This is a genomic window from Xanthomonas sp. NCPPB 1062 (assembly GCF_041481705.2).
GTDB lineage: Bacteria > Pseudomonadota > Gammaproteobacteria > Xanthomonadales > Xanthomonadaceae > Xanthomonas > Xanthomonas euvesicatoria.
The window spans coordinates 428,757-443,088 of the sequence record NZ_CM192987.1; the positions used below are offsets into that span (position 1 = coordinate 428,757).

General features: G+C 66.3%; 15 protein-coding genes and 1 other RNA gene. 9 read left to right on the forward strand and 7 right to left on the reverse strand.

Annotated elements, in window-relative coordinates:
- Positions 1-8 precede the first annotated feature (8 nt).
- From pcaD to ACCQ16_RS01845, 4 genes are all read left to right on the forward strand, one after another.
- A complete protein-coding gene (gene pcaD, locus ACCQ16_RS01830; RefSeq protein ID WP_029818393.1) occupies positions 9-791 on the forward strand; it encodes a 3-oxoadipate enol-lactonase in 783 nt (260 codons plus the stop codon).
- 26 nt (positions 792-817) lie between these two features.
- Positions 818-1,231: a 4-carboxymuconolactone decarboxylase gene (gene pcaC / locus ACCQ16_RS01835; RefSeq protein WP_008578104.1), complete on the forward strand. Its 414-nt coding sequence runs from the start codon at positions 818-820 to the stop codon at positions 1,229-1,231.
- Positions 1,232-1,411: 180 nt separating this feature from the next.
- Positions 1,412-2,338 carry an alpha/beta hydrolase gene (locus ACCQ16_RS01840; protein ID WP_127171875.1) on the forward strand — a complete coding sequence of 309 codons (927 nt, stop codon included), beginning with the start codon at positions 1,412-1,414 and terminating at the stop codon, positions 2,336-2,338.
- A gap of 60 nt (positions 2,339-2,398) precedes the next feature.
- A non-coding RNA gene (locus ACCQ16_RS01845) (sX9 sRNA) lies at positions 2,399-2,473 on the forward strand.
- Between the two features lie 224 nt (positions 2,474-2,697).
- Here ACCQ16_RS01845 and ACCQ16_RS01850 read toward each other — a convergent pair.
- Positions 2,698-3,558, reverse strand: coding sequence for an IclR family transcriptional regulator domain-containing protein (locus ACCQ16_RS01850; RefSeq protein WP_014089115.1), 861 nt, complete (start codon positions 3,556-3,558; stop codon positions 2,698-2,700).
- 148 nt (positions 3,559-3,706) lie between these two features.
- Here ACCQ16_RS01850 and ACCQ16_RS01855 point away from each other — a divergent pair, with 148 nt between their 5' ends.
- Both ACCQ16_RS01855 and ACCQ16_RS01860 read left to right on the forward strand, forming a co-directional pair.
- The gene (locus ACCQ16_RS01855; protein ID WP_372380184.1) at positions 3,707-4,567 is read left to right on the forward strand and encodes a PA4780 family RIO1-like protein kinase; all 861 of its coding nucleotides are present in this window, start codon (positions 3,707-3,709) and stop codon (positions 4,565-4,567) included.
- 275 nt (positions 4,568-4,842) lie between these two features.
- Entirely contained in the window at positions 4,843-5,811 is a 969-nt protein-coding gene (locus ACCQ16_RS01860; RefSeq protein ID WP_029818396.1) for an alpha/beta hydrolase, read from the forward strand.
- A gap of 298 nt (positions 5,812-6,109) precedes the next feature.
- Here the strand turns inward: ACCQ16_RS01860 and ACCQ16_RS01865 are convergent, their stop codons facing one another.
- The 4 genes from ACCQ16_RS01865 to ACCQ16_RS01880 all read right to left on the reverse strand — a co-directional run bounded on the left by ACCQ16_RS01865 (position 6,110) and on the right by ACCQ16_RS01880 (position 9,977).
- A complete protein-coding gene (locus ACCQ16_RS01865) occupies positions 6,110-6,790 on the reverse strand; it encodes a DUF2490 domain-containing protein (RefSeq protein WP_031420787.1) in 681 nt (226 codons plus the stop codon).
- 238 nt (positions 6,791-7,028) lie between these two features.
- Positions 7,029-8,933 carry a tRNA uridine-5-carboxymethylaminomethyl(34) synthesis enzyme MnmG gene (gene mnmG / locus ACCQ16_RS01870; RefSeq protein WP_372380185.1) on the reverse strand — a complete coding sequence of 635 codons (1,905 nt, stop codon included), beginning with the start codon at positions 8,931-8,933 and terminating at the stop codon, positions 7,029-7,031.
- A gap of 261 nt (positions 8,934-9,194) precedes the next feature.
- Positions 9,195-9,371 carry a hypothetical protein gene (locus ACCQ16_RS01875; protein ID WP_011346080.1) on the reverse strand — a complete coding sequence of 59 codons (177 nt, stop codon included), beginning with the start codon at positions 9,369-9,371 and terminating at the stop codon, positions 9,195-9,197.
- A gap of 132 nt (positions 9,372-9,503) precedes the next feature.
- On the reverse strand, positions 9,504-9,977 hold the full coding sequence (locus ACCQ16_RS01880; protein WP_005912746.1) for a hypothetical protein: 474 nt from the start codon (positions 9,975-9,977) through the stop codon (positions 9,504-9,506).
- A gap of 157 nt (positions 9,978-10,134) precedes the next feature.
- Here ACCQ16_RS01880 and ACCQ16_RS01885 point away from each other — a divergent pair, with 157 nt between their 5' ends.
- From ACCQ16_RS01885 to ACCQ16_RS01895, 3 genes are read left to right on the forward strand one after another with little or no spacing between them, the layout of a single operon-like run.
- Complete coding sequence (locus tag ACCQ16_RS01885) at positions 10,135-11,094, forward strand: pyridoxal-phosphate dependent enzyme (RefSeq protein WP_008578111.1); 960 nt, start codon at positions 10,135-10,137, stop codon at positions 11,092-11,094.
- A complete protein-coding gene (locus tag ACCQ16_RS01890; RefSeq protein ID WP_005912742.1) occupies positions 11,079-11,696 on the forward strand; it encodes a YdcF family protein in 618 nt (205 codons plus the stop codon). The genes ACCQ16_RS01885 and ACCQ16_RS01890 overlap by 16 nt, the downstream gene beginning before the upstream one ends.
- A 43-nt stretch (positions 11,697-11,739) precedes the next feature.
- On the forward strand, positions 11,740-12,159 hold the full coding sequence (locus ACCQ16_RS01895) for a ketosteroid isomerase-related protein (protein ID WP_005912741.1): 420 nt from the start codon (positions 11,740-11,742) through the stop codon (positions 12,157-12,159).
- A 101-nt stretch (positions 12,160-12,260) separates the two neighbouring features.
- Here ACCQ16_RS01895 and lpxO read toward each other — a convergent pair whose 3' ends face one another.
- Both lpxO and bioC read right to left on the reverse strand, forming a co-directional pair.
- Positions 12,261-13,166 (reverse strand): lipid A hydroxylase LpxO, encoded by a 906-nt coding sequence (gene lpxO / locus ACCQ16_RS01900; protein ID WP_008578114.1) that lies wholly within the window; start codon positions 13,164-13,166, stop codon positions 12,261-12,263.
- A 249-nt stretch (positions 13,167-13,415) separates the two neighbouring features.
- Positions 13,416-14,300: a malonyl-ACP O-methyltransferase BioC gene (bioC, locus tag ACCQ16_RS01905; RefSeq protein WP_029818399.1), complete on the reverse strand. Its 885-nt coding sequence runs from the start codon at positions 14,298-14,300 to the stop codon at positions 13,416-13,418.
- Positions 14,301-14,332 lie beyond the last annotated feature (32 nt).

A 14,332-nucleotide genomic window follows, 5' to 3' on the forward strand; every position in this document is an offset into this window, starting at 1 on the left:
GTGCCTCGATGGCTTATCTCCAGTTGCCCACGCATCGCCTGCACTACCGCCTGGACGGCACCGAAGGACGCCCCTGGCTGACTTTCTGCAATTCGCTGGGCACCGATCTGCACATGTGGGACGTGCAGCTCGAAGCCTTCGCTCCGCACTACCGCATCCTGCGCTACGACCGCCGCGGCCATGGGTATTCGGAGACGCCGCCCGGCCCGTACAGCGTCGCCGACCTGGGTCAGGACGTGCTGGCACTGTGGGACGCGCTGGAGATCGCGCAAAGCGATTTCTGCGGCCTGTCGATCGGCGGGCTCACCGGCCAGTGGCTGGGCCTGCATGCACCGCAGCGCTTGCGCCGGCTGGTGGTGTGCGCCACCGCGCAGAAGATCGGCAGTGCCGCCACCTGGGAAACCCGCATCGAACAGGTGCGCAGCGAAGGCCTTCCGACGCTGATCGATGCCACGCTGCAGCGCTGGTTTACCCCCGAATTTGCCATCAGCCATGCGCAGCGCCTGGACATGATCGCTGCTGCCTTCGTGTCCACTTCGCCTGCCGGCTACATCGCCTGCTGCCAGGCGGTGGCCGATGCGGACTTCCGCGGCGCATTGGACGGGCTAAGCCTGCCGCTGCTGGCGCTGGCCGGCGACGACGACCCGGTGTGCCCGCCGCCTGACCTGCGCGAGATCGCCTATGCCGCGCCGGACGGGCATTACGCCCAGGTGCCCGGCCGCCACATCTGCAACCTGGAATCGCCGGCCGCGTTCAACCAGGCGGTGCTCGGCTTTCTTCAGGGCCAGTGAGCTTTCCCACCTTGCAAGGACACCCCATGCACGAAGACGAACGTTATCAAGCCGGCATGCGCGAACGCCGACGCGTCCTTGGCGATGCGCACGTCGACCGTGCGCTGGCCGCGCGTAGCGAATTCACCGAAGAATTTCAGGACCTGATCACCCGCTACGCCTGGGGCAGCATCTGGACCCGCGACGGCCTGCCGGCCCACACCCGTTCGCTGATCACCCTGTCGATGATGATCGCGCTAGGCCACGACGAAGAATTCAAGCTGCACGTGCGTGCGGCGCGCAACAACGGCGTCACGCCTGCGCAGATCAAGGAAGTGCTGCTGCAGGCGGCGATCTACTGCGGCGTGCCGGCCGCCAACCACGCGTTCGCGCTGGCCAGGCCGATCCTGGAAGAACAAGCGGCCGACGCCGGCGCAGCCTCGGCGGCGCAACCGCGGTAAGAGTGGTCTCCGGGCGGCGGGCAAACCGACTGCGCTCAGCGTCCGGCGCGCGTGTTCGGTACCCGGTGCGGCGGGGACCACTCGTACACTGCGGCGCCTGGTGCGCCGTCCAAAATCGCCTGCCGATTGCGCGCACACGCGTGTTGGTCGTGCTCAACCCACCGCAACCGGAGACATTGCATGCTGCATCGATTGGTCTGCCTGCTGGTGGTGTCATTGGCAACCGCGGCGCTGCACGCACAACCGCAGCCCGGCCCCGGCACCGTGTCGGCGCGGGTGCGTACCGACGATGGCCAGACGCTGACCGTGTGGTCGCGCGTGCCCGCGCAGCCACGTGGCACGATCGTGCTGGTGCACGGCCGCACCTGGAGCGCATTGCCCAACTTCGATTTGCAGGTGCCTGGCGAGCCGCGTGACGCGCGCTCTGTCCTTGCAGCGCTCGCGCAAGCCGGGTTTGCCGCGTATGCGGTGGATCTGCGCGGCTACGGCGGCAGCCCACGCGACCGCACGGGCTGGAATACGCCCGCCCGTGCAGTGGCCGATGTCCGCAATGTGCTGGCCTGGGTCGCGCAGACCCATCCCGGCCTGCCGCCGCCGGCATTGCTGGGCTATTCCAACGGCGCGCGGGTGGCGTTGCTGCTCGCGCAGCAGCAACCGCAGGCGATGTCTGCCCTGGTGTTGTTTGGCTTCCCTGATGACGTGGATGCAGCGCCCGCGCCGGCGGTTCCGGCAGATCGGCCCTTGCGCGCACCCACCACGGCCGCTGCGGCCGGTGAGGACTTCATCACCGCCAATGCGGCACCACCGGGTGTGCGTGCGGCTTACGTCGCCCAGGCGCTGGCAGCGGACCCGGTGCGCACCGACTGGCGCGCCATGGAGCAGTTCGCCTTCCACCCCGAGCAAGTCGCGACGGTGCCGGTCTTGCTGTTGCGCGGCGTCGACGACCCGATCGCCACCCAGGCAGACAACGCGCATCTCTACGCACGCCTGCGCAGCGAAGATCGCAGCTGGGTGACCCTACCGCACGCCGACCACGTGGCCCAGGTCGAAGACAGCCACGCGGCGTGGGTGGATGCGGTAGTGAGCTTTCTGCGCCGGCCGCGCTAGGAGCCGTCAACAAAAGACTGCGCGGCCGTCAGGCGGGCGTGGTCGGTGCCCGGTGCGGCATTGCAACCTCGTGCATTGCGGTTCCTGTGCGTCATCCGCATCCATCTGCCGACTGCTCGCTACGTCTTGTTTGCCGCCTGGGTCGGGACGCGTGCAACAGCAAGTGGCGATCAATTCGAACAGGCCTGGCCTGGCGCTTTGCGATGTGCAGCCTCGCATGCACGTCGGGCACGCGCGCAATGCGTGGACGCGATTGCTTTTGACCTCTGCCAGCCACCACTGCGCCACTAGCGCTTATGCAGCACAGGGGCAGGTCGGATGCCCCGCGAGCGACGCCCGCGCCAACGCAAGGTGCTGCGCTAACTCAGCAAGGTTCCCAGCCGCTGCGCCGCCTGCTTCAGCGGTTCCAGCAACTGCGTTTGCATCGTCTGCAGGCTCACCCGCCCGGCCTGGGCGCCAATGTTGAGCGCGGCGATCACCTCGCCGCGCAGGTTGCGCACCGGCACGGCGATCGAGCGCAGGCCGATTTCCAGTTCCTGATCGGTCAGGCACATGCCTTCGCGGCGCGTGCGCGCCAGCACCTCCAGCAGCGCCGAGGCCTGGGTCACCGTGCGGTCGGTCCGCGGACGCAAGGTGGTGCGTTCCAGATACGCCTGCAAGGTGTCGCCGGGCAGCGCAGCCAGCAACACCCGCCCCATCGATGTGCAGTAGGCCGGCAGCCGCGTCCCCGGGCGCAGCCCGATCGACATGATGCGCACCGTTTCCGACCGCGCAACGTACAGCAGATCGTCGCCATCCAGCACGCCCAGCGAACACGATTCGTGCAGTTGGTCGCGCAGGCCGTCCAGGACCGGCTGTGCGGCCGCGGTCATCGATGAAGACGCCGCGTACGCGCCACCGATGCCCAGCACGCGCGGCAGCAACACGTAGCCACGTCCCTGCTCGCCCACATAGCCCAGCTTGGCCAGCGTATGCAGCACGCGCCGGACGGCTGCGCGCGAGATGCCGGTTTCCAGGCTGATCTGCGACATCGTCACTTCGCGCGCATGCTGTGCGAACACGCTCAGCACCACCAGCCCGCGCCCCAGCGAGGTCATGAAGTCCGGATCGCCCTGGGCGGCGGCGATCTGCTGCATCAGCTCATGCGGCAGGCCGCGATCGCTGCCGGCCGCAACCACGGTGGCGGGACGTTTGCGGCGGCTGGAGGCGGGCTCGGGCATAGGAGTGCGGCAGCGGACAGGTCCGTGCATGGTAAGCGCTCGCGCCATGGCATGCCCCGGCTCACACTCTGTGCGTGGGCATGTAAGCGCTTCACCCTGCTTGCCGCATAATCGCCGCTGGTTTGTGACGGATCGGTGCGCTTAGTCCATGAAAACCCCCAACGGCCTGCAGCCGCTGATCGACGACGGCGTCATCGACGAAGTGTTGCGACCACTGAAGAGCGGCAAGGAAGCATCCGTCTACGTCGTGAGCGCAGGCGCCGAGATCCTGTGCGCCAAGGTCTACAAGGACATGGCGCAGCGCAGTTTCCAGGCGCGCGTGCAGTACCAGGAAGGCCGCAAGGTGCGTGGCAGCCGTCAGGCCCGCGCGATGGGCAAGGCCACCAAGTTCGGCCGCAAGGAAGCCGAAACCGCCTGGAAGAACACCGAAGCCGACGCGCTCTATCAACTGGTGGATGCCGGGGTGCATGTGCCCAAACCGCGCGGTTACTTCCATGGCGTGCTGCTGATGGATCTGGTCACCGATGACGCCGGCCACAGCGCACCGCGGCTGGGCGAGGTGGACCTGGAACCCGAGCAGGCGCGCGCCTTCCACACCAGCCTGATCGGCGATGTGGTCAAGATGCTGTCGCTGGGCCTGGTGCACGGCGATCTGTCCGAATACAACGTGCTGGTTTCGCCCGATGGCCCGGTGGTGATCGACTTTCCGCAGGTGGTCAGTGCCGCTGGCAACAATGCCGCGCGCGACATGCTGCTGCGCGATGTGCACAACCTGCGCGACCGCCTGGGCCGTTTCGCGCCCGAGCTGCTGGACACCCATTACGGCGAAGAGATGTGGGCGCTGTTCGAAAAGGGCGAACTGCGCCCGGACAGCGTGCTCACCGGGCGGTTCAAATTCGACACCCGCCGCGCCGATGTACGCGCCGTCCGTGCCTCGATCGAAGATGCGCGCCAGGAAAACCTCATTCGCCAGCAAGGCCGCGAAGCGGCTGCCGAAGACAACGACTAGGAAGCGCCAACAGGCCGCTGCGCCGGCCGCCAGGCCGCAGCAGCACCGCATTGGTTGCGATGCAGCGCAGCAAATTCACCGCGCACGCTGCAGTCATTGCGACATCGCCGAGCGGCAAATCTGCGCGTGTGCGGCCACTTTCTCCAGCAATTTTGGGCTTTTTTGCGTGCGTGTCCGGCCCACCGGCCTTTTTCGTCGGTACTGGTTAACGATTTGAATAGTGATGGTTCATAACAATCTGGCAAGCTCGACCATCGCTTATCGGAGAGTTCGTCATGTCGTTTGATCCTGATGTCGTGCGTCTGTTCGCCCAGCTTCAAGAGGCGGCGCAGCCGCCCATGGAAACCCTGCCGATCGAAGGCGCGCGCGCGATGATGCGCGCGGTGGGCGCGCAGTTCGGTTTCCCGCGCATCGAGATGGCCGAGGTACGCGATCTGCAGGCCGACGCCGCCACCGGTGCAGTGCCTTTGCGCTTGTACCGCCCCACGGGGGTCGCGGCCGGCCCGGCCCCGACCTGCCTGTTCGTGCACGGCGGCGGCGGTCTGGTGGGCGATCTGGAATCGCATGACGATGTGTGCCGGCAACTGGCGGCGCGTGCTGGCTGTCAGGTGCTGGCGATCCATTACCGTCTGGCCCCCGAGCATCCGGCGCCGGCCGGCGTGGAAGATGTCATCGCGACGTTGCATTGGTTGGTTGCGCACCCGGACACGGTCGGCGCCGATGTGCAGCGCCTTGCCGTCTGCGGCGACAGTATCGGCGGCGCCATGGCCGCGGTTGCCGCACTGGCCGCGCGCGATGCCGGCATCGCCTTGCGTTGCCAGCTGCTGGTCTATCCGCTGACCGACGCGCGCCAGGACAGCGGCGTGTATCCATCGCGCTCGCTCAATGCCGGCCTGCCACCGTTGACTGCGGCAGCGGTGGAATTCTTCAACCGCCATCTGCTGCCGGATATGGCGGTGGCCAATGACTGGCGTGTCTCGCCGATGCTGGCGCCGGATGTCGCCGGCGTTGCGCCTGCGCTGGTCGTGGTCTGCGACCGCGACATGCTGTACGACGAAGGCCGCGCCTATGCCGAGCGCCTGCGTGCGGCGGGAGTGGAGGTCACCCTGCATAGTTTCCCGGGCATGATCCACGGCTTCATCAACATGGGCAGCGTCTTGCGTGCCGCCGGTGAAACGCTGGACCTGGCGGCGTTGACGCTACGCCAGCGCCTGCTGCCCGCGATCGAACGCAGGGCCGCCTGACAGCCTGCGGCAGCCGTGCCGAGGCACGCGCTGCCGCACCTGTGGCGGTGTCACTGCAGCGTCGGGGCGTGTGTCACCGCGTGCGGGCTCGCCTCGCAAAAAGAACACCTGGGTGCAGCCGTGCGCCGGCAGCTGTGTGGGCGCCAAGGGCGCTGTGCACCACGCGAACCGTCACGGTCGTCATCGGTGGCTCGTCGGCAACCCGCAGGTCCTATCGAAACCAGTCAGCATGGCGCCGGGGTCGATTGAACGCAGCGCTTTCAACTTCGCCCTGCATTGGCCCACGCGCACGTGATGCTCAAAAATTGAAGCGGAACGTGGTCATCAGGACGTGGTTTTCCCGATCCACCGTACGCGTGTTGACGAACTGATTCAGGTAACCGACATCGGCGTTGGCAATGGCATTGAATTTCCAGTTGATGCCGACAAACACCCGGTTCTGATCGAGACCGCGTTGTGCGCCCCATCGGGTCTGATCCAGATTGACGAACACTTCGTTGAACGCCACCCACGACAATTGCGGACTGAACCCGCTGGGGCGCACCGCGCGGATCATCTGCCGCACGCGATACCCTTCATCGCTGAAGCCTTCGCGGTGACGCTGTTCCAGGCGCGTGCGGCTGGTAATGGTGATCTCGGCGATCGGATCGAATTGATATTGAAATTGCCCCCACCAGCGATTTTCGCGGTTGGATGGCTGCCCGGCCGGATGGCTGATGATGGTGTCGTAACCCATCCAGACACTGGCCTTGGGATTGAGCCGATAGAACACGGCAGGGCGCAAGATCAGTTGATCGAACTGTTCGCCTTCCTCGCGCCAGCGCGGATGCACATCCATGCTCCAGTACAGGTTTTCGACCGGCAGCTTGCCTTGCGCATAGACGCTCAGCCAGTAACGCCCGTCTTCTTCGGTCCTGGCATGCGCCGGCCAACTGCATGCCAGGGTCAACAGCAGCAGGGCGCAGGCGCTGCGAAACATCGCCGGCAATAACGTGCGAGATGCGTTCATGTGTCGAAATGTGTCGTCGTTGGCAAATCATAGCAATAACGCTTGAGTCCGCTTCGACCGTTCGGTCGGCTCAGGTCGCCTTTGCTCGCCCGCATGTTCGCTAATCGGCACACGCCATCGTTTCGCGATGACTGGCGCGCTCACTGCTGCCTTCAGAGGGATGGATGGCCCGGCGATCGCTGCCGACGGGCAGCGATCGTCGCGTCGATCACGCCACCTGGCTGCGTCGCGCGCGCTCCAGATGCACCAGCAGCAGCGAGATCGCCGCCGGCGTCATGCCGGGAATCCGTTGTGCCTGGCCGATGTGCTGGGGACGCACGCGTTCGAGTTTCTGTTGCACCTCGATCGACAGACCACGCACGCTGGCGTAATCGAACCCTTCGGGGATCGGCGTGGTTTCGTGGCGTTGCTGACGCGCGATATCATCGCGCTGGCGATCCAGATAACCTGCGTACTTGACGCTGATCTCGACCTGCTCGGCCACCTGCGCATCGTCCACGCCCGGGCCCAGGGTGGGCACCCGCATCAAGGTGGCGTAGTTGAGCTCCGGGCGCTTGATCAGATCCAGCACGTTGGTTTCGCGGCTGACCGTCACGCCCAGCGCGTCGGCCACCTCGCGGCCCAGCGCATTGCCCGGTGTGGCCCACAGCGTCGACAACCGCGCGGTTTCGCGTTGCACGGCCTCCTGCTTGGCCGCAAAGCGCGCCCAGCGCGCGTCGTCCACCAGGCCCATCGCACGGCCGACGCCGGTCAGCCGCGCATCGGCATTGTCCTCGCGCAGCTGCAAGCGGTATTCGGCGCGGCTGGTGAACATGCGATACGGCTCGGTGGTGCCGTGGGTAATGAGATCGTCCACCAGCACGCCCAGGTAGGCCTCGTCGCGGCGCGGCGACCACGCCGGCAGCCCCTGCACGTGGCGCGCTGCGTTGAGTCCGGCCAGCAAACCCTGGGCGGCCGCCTCTTCGTAACCGGTAGTGCCGTTGATCTGCCCGGCGAAGAACAGCCCGCCCACCGTCTTGGTCTCCAGCGAGGCCTTGAGCCCGCGCGGGTCGAAGAAGTCGTATTCGATGGCGTAGCCGGGGCGGGTGATGTGCGCGTTCGCAAAGCCGTGGATCGAGCGCACCAGCGCCAGCTGCACATCGAACGGCAGCGAGGTGGAAATACCGTTGGGATAGATCTCGGCCACCTCCAGCCCTTCGGGTTCGACGAAGATCTGGTGGCTGGTCTTCTCGGCAAAACGCACCACCTTGTCTTCGATCGACGGGCAGTAGCGCGGGCCGATGCCTTCGATCTGCCCCGAATACAGCGGCGAGCGGTGCAGCGCGTTGCGAATGATCTCGTGGGTCTGTTCGGTGGTCTGGGTGATCCAGCAGCTGACCTGGCGCGGATGGTCGCTGACCTGGCCCATGAACGACATCACCGGCAATGGGTCGTCGCCGGGTTGCTCGGCCATCACGCCGTAATCGAGGGTGCGCCCGTCGATCCGCGGCGGGGTGCCGGTCTTGAGCCGGTCGATCGCGAACGGGCGCTCGCGCAGGCGCGCGGCCAGCGTGGTGGCCGGCGGGTCGCCCATGCGCCCGGCCGCGTACTGGGTTTCGCCGACATGGATCTTGCCGGCCAGGAACGTACCGGCGGTCAGCACCACCGAAGGCGCTTGGAAACGCAGCCCGGTCTGGGTGATGACGCCGCGCACGCTGTCGGCTTCGGACGTGCCGTTGTGGATGATCAGGTCGTCCACTGCCGCCTGGAAGACGGTCAGGTTGGGCTGGGCCTCGACGATGCAGCGGATCGCAGTGCGGTACAGGTTGCGATCGGCCTGGCAGCGCGTGGCACGCACTGCCGGCCCCTTGGAGGCGTTGAGCGTGCGCCACTGGATGCCGGCCAGATCCGCGGCGCGTGCCATCGCCCCGCCGAGTGCGTCGATCTCCTTGACCAGGTGGCCCTTGCCGATTCCGCCGATGGCCGGGTTACAGCTCATCGCGCCCACCGTCTCGATGTTGTGGGTGAGCAACAAGGTGCGCGCCCCTGTGCGTGCAGACGCCAGGGCGGCCTCGGTGCCGGCATGACCGCCACCGATCACGATGACGTCGTAGCGATAGAAGGAGTCGGACATGGGCGTGGACCAGGAGCGGGAAAAGGAAAACGGCCGCGAAAGTATCGGCTGAAGGGCGGGCGAGGTCACTCGTTCGCTATAAATTGTGATGAAAATCACAATTTACGTAAGTGACCCTCAAGTTGGCATGTTTCGTGCGGATATCCCTACTGCACCCGTCGTGGCATTGCGACATGGGCGCAAAGGCTGGAATTGGAACAGGGGCCAGCCGCGCGTGCGATGGGGTAGCGTAAGGGTCGGTAGTCGGGGGACTGCCGACCCTTATTTTTTAAGGTTTCTGCGAAATGGAGCACGCGCCCGTTCCGCTGCAGCCTGCTTGGCAACCATCGAAACAAAAACAGAAAGCCCCGGCATGCCGGGGCTTTCTGTGTTGTAGGCGCCGATATCCGACAGGGCCGGAACAGGGGGGATCCAGATTTCCCTGTCGGACATCGACATAAGTCGTCAGTGGGGCTGGCCCGGTCAAAAAATGACGTGGCGGGTCACACAGAGCACCTAGCTTGCGGCCAATCGTCAGCTGAACGCAAGCCCCCAATGTCGCCAAGTGTGGGCCAGGTCGCAGTCAGCCTCTCACGGAATCTGTTCGCGTGTGTTGCGCGGCGCGGTTTGCCGCTGGATCTCGCGAATGACGCGCGGCGGCGCGCCGATACGCGGTGGCGGCCGCGACGGCGGCGCGCCGGTTGCCGGCGGGCGATTGGGTTGCTGCGGCCGCGAGCCGCCGGGGCGCTGCCCATTGTTGAACGAGCCGTTCGGGCGCGGCGGACGGTACTGCGGACGGCGATCGTACTGCCGGTAGTAGTAGCCGCCACCACCGCGATAGACCGGATACACAGGGTAGTCGTACAGGCCGATCGACCCGGCGCCATACCCATATGGCAAACCATACGGATTGCCGTAGAAGTACGGGGAGTAGCCGGGCGGATAGCGATACTGCACGGCAGGCGCACCACGGTAATAGCCGCCCGACCCACCGCCGGTGTAGTCGTAGGTTGCGCAGCCGCCCAGGGCCAAGAGCCCGGCGGCGAAGATCAGACGGAATTTCATGGATGGTGCCCTCCTGCAACCATGATGCCACTGTCGAACCGATGCATTGAATCGGTCCTTAATTGTGCGGCATTGCGACGCTTTGTCATCGATCCAGCATGCGCGGCGGCACTGCGTGCGACCCGTGAAGAGGAGGCGATACGTTAATCTTGCAGGCATGATCGAGACGGTCCCCCTTGCCCATTCCGACGTCCTGCAGGCCGCTGCGCGGATTGCGCCGCACTGCGCGCCGACACCGTTGCTGACATCGCACAGTCTGGACGCGCTCAGCAGTGCGCAGTTGTTCTTCAAGGCCGAGCATTTGCAGCGCAGTGGCGCATTCAAGTTCCGCGGTGCCTGCAATGCCGTGTGGTCGCTGCCGGATGAGCTGGCTGCGCATGGTGTGGTCACGCATTCCTCCGGCAACCACGGCGCGGCGCTGGCGCTTGCCGCACGCACGCGCGGCATCGGCTGCCATGTGGTGGTGCCCGAGGGCGCGGTGGCGGCCAAGCTGGCCAATATCTCCCGGAACGGCGCCACGTTGTGGCGTTGCGCGCCGACCATCGCGGCGCGGGAACAGATGTGCGCCGAGGTGCAGGCCGGCAGCGGCGCCACGCTGGTGCACCCGTATACCGATCGTGCAGTGATCGCCGGGCAGGGCACCGCCACGCTGGAGCTGCTGCACCAAAGCGGCGGGCTGGATGTGCTGGTGGCGCCGGTCGGCGGTGGTGGGCTGGCGGCCGGCGCCGCACTGGCGCTGCAATCCTCGCCGGACTGCGAGCTGGTACTGGCCGAGCCGGCCGGCGCAGCCGACACCGCGCGTTCGCTGGCGGCCGGGCAGCGGCTGGTCGATTTCGTGCCGGACACCATTTGCGATGGCCTGCGCGGCACCTTGGGCGCGCCCAACTTCGCAGTGCTGCAGCGCGCCGGGGCACAGGTGATCACGGTGGACGATGCGGCGGTCGTCCAGGCGATGCGGCTGGTCTGGCAGTTGCTCAAGCAAGTGGTCGAGCCGTCTTCGGCGATCGCCCTGGCCGCCGTCCTGGCCCAGCCGGCACGGTTTGCCGGGCGGCGGGTGGGGCTGATCCTGTCCGGCGGCAATGTCGATCTGGATGCCTTGCCTTGGGCCGCGGCGTGAGCAGGCGCTCACGCGGGCTCGGCCTGTGGGGCTGGGGCTGGCGGTTGTGCATGCTGGCGCTGATCTGGCTGGTGGCCGTGGCAGGCTGGATCGTGTGGATCGGCGACCGCGATCAGGCCGCACCGGCCGATGTGATCATCGTGCTGGGTGCGGCCGCCTACGATGCGCGCCCTTCGCCGGTGTTCGAAGAACGCATCCGGCACGCATTGGACCTGTACGCGCAGGGCTACGCGCCGCGGCTGTTGTTCACCGGTGGCTTCGGCAACGGCGCACGCTTTGCCGAATCGCAGGTGGCCCGACGCTACGCGCTGCGCCACGGCATTCCGCCGGAAGCCATCGTGATCGAAACCACCTCGCGCACCACCCGGCAGAACCTGGAACAGGCGCGCACGCTGATGGAGCGGCACGGCCTGCATCGGGCGATCATCGTCAGCGACCCACTGCACATGGCGCGCGCGCTGCGGCTGAGCCAGGAACTGGGTATCGACGCGCTGGCTTCGTCCACGCCGAGCACGCGGTTTCGCAGCTTCCACACCAGCTGGCGCTTCCTGTTACAGGAGGTGTACTACTTCCACCGCGATCTGGTGGTGCAAGGGCCGTGACCGCAGGCCTATGATGCGGCTTTCCCAGCGGGCAGGTTCGAGCATGAGCGAGACCCATCGGCAACACGCCATTGGCCTGGTGCAGGCCTACTACGCAGCATTCAACCGTGGCGATTGGGACGGCATGTTGGCGTTTCTGGCCGAGGACGTCGCCCACGACCTCAATCAAGGTCCGCGCGAAATCGGCCGCAACGCATTCGCCGCGTTCCTGCAGCGCATGAACGACAGCTACCGCGAGCAATTGCGCGATGTGGTCGTCATCGCCAACGACGATGGCACCCGGGTCGGTGCCGAGTACGTGGTGCATGGCGTCTATCACACCACCGACGAAGGCCTGCCGGAGGCCAACGGGCAGACCTATGTGCTGGTGGGCGGTGCGTTCTTCGACGTGCGCGGCGACACGATCACCCGCGTGACCAACTACTACAACCTGCAGGAATGGATTGCGCAGGTATCGCGCTGAGCGCATCGACCAGCGCTGCGTAACAGCGCACCTGGGTGCGATGAAGCGTTATCGACGACGACGCTCGCGCCCGGGTGCGCTTCTACGCGGGTAGGCGGGAATTACAGCAACACGATCCCGACCACCACCAGGATGAAGATGCTCCACTTGAGCACCTGGTACAGCGGGTTGTTGCGTTCCTTCAGCGCCTTGGCCTTGAGGCGGGCGGCGTAGAAATAGCGGAACACGCGATTGATGCCGCCGGTCTTGTCGCCTTCCTGATTGGGCGAGGCGCCGGCCGAGAGCAGGCTGCGGCCGACGAAGCGGTTCACCGCCGCCGCCCAGCGCCAACGCATCGGGCGTTCGATATCGCAGAACAGGATGATGCGGTCCTGGTCGGTGTCGTTGCGCGCGTAATGGATATAGGTCTCGTCGAACATGGTCCACTCGCCATCGCGCCAGCTGTGGCGCTGGCCGTCGACGTCGATGAAGCAACGGTCGTCGTTCGGTGTGGCCAGGCCCAGGTGCAGGCGCATGGAGCCGGCGAACGGGTCGCGGTGCGGGCGAAGTTCGCTGCCCGGCGGCAGCTCGGCGAACATCGCGGCCTTGACCGTGGGAATGGATTTCAGCAAGGCGGTGGTCTGCGGACACAATTCGGCGGCAGACGGATGCGCGGTGCCGTACCACTTCAGATAGAAGCGCTTCCAGCCACGCCGGAAGAACGAATTGAAGCCGATGTCGGTATAGCCTTCGGCAGCGCGGATCTTCTGCATCTGCTGCAACGCCACCGCTTCGTCGCGGATCAGTGGCCAGCTCGCGCGCAGCGGCGCCAGCTCGGGAAATTCCTTGCCCGGGTCGATGAACGGGGTGGTCGGCACCCGCGAACACAGGTACATCAGTGTGTTGATGGGGGCCATGAAGGTGGAATGGTCCAGCAACTGCCGGCTGAGCCGGTGCCGCACGCGACCGCGATAATGGATGTAGAGCGCCGATGCGATGAACAGCGCGATGAGGAGCCACTTCAACATGAGGGAGGCCGATTGGGGGCGGGGGGCCGCAAACGTGAGAGTGGCTGCCAAGAAACGCACGCAGCACTGCTGCGTCGTGCCGGTAGCCACCATCGAACAAGGTAAGCCGCAACGAAGGAAGTGCGGCCGGTCACTTCAGAATTCTAGCAACTGTCACCGCCGAGCCTGACCGCTGAGCAGTGGCATGGGCGCAATACGCTGTGTCTCACCGGCAGTGGATGCGCGCGGACCGGCGTTCTGCACCGCCGTTCAGTCGATGCGGCGGCGGATCGGGATGGCGCTGACCGGCACGCTGGCGACCTCATGCCCGTGTTCGCGGATGGGCGCGCCCGGCGCCGGTGCCCAGGCATGGGCGTAGATCACTTCCCAGGAGCTGGGCAGGGTGCCGTCCGGTCGCCGCAGCGGTTCGTAAGCCGCGCTGGCGGCCGCGAAGCGACCGCGTCCGGTCAGGGTGGCGCGGCGGTTGCTGAGTGCATTGGTTGCCCCCATCGCACGCAGCTCACGCATCAGTGCGGGCAGGTCGTTGTAGGTCAGGGTGAACAGGTCGCGGTCCAGCACCGGGTCGCGGAACCCGGACATCAGCAGGGCATCGCCGAATTGGGCGATCGGCGGAAAGCGGCTGACGTGCGGGGCCGGGTCGGTCTGCGCAAAGGCCTCGCGCAATTCGATCAGCGTTTCCGGGCCGAAGGTGGAGCACAGCAGCAACCCGCCCGGGCGCAGCGCGCGACGGAAACCGGCGAACACGGCCGGCAGGTCTTCCACCCACTGCAGGCACAGATTGCTGAAGATCACATCCACGCTGCCGTCGGCAACCGGTAGCGCGCGCGCATCGGCGCATACCTGCGTGAACGGCTTCCACCAGCCTGCGGCCTTGCGCGCCTGGCGCAGCATCGGCATGGCCTGATCCAGCGCGATCACCTGTGCCTTGGGCCAGCGCTTCTTGATTGCAGCGCTGGCATGGCCGGGGCCGGCGCCGACATCCAGCACCACCTTGGGCACCTGCTCGCCCAGGTAGTCGAGGGATTCGAGCAGGCGGGCTTCCGCTTCGCGTTGAAGCGCGGCGGCGGCGGTATAGGTGCTGGCGGCACGCGCAAAGGCGCGCCGGACGTGGCGGGGATCGAAAGTACTGGTCATGGCAAGGCTATTGTCGCCCCTGGCAGGGGCGG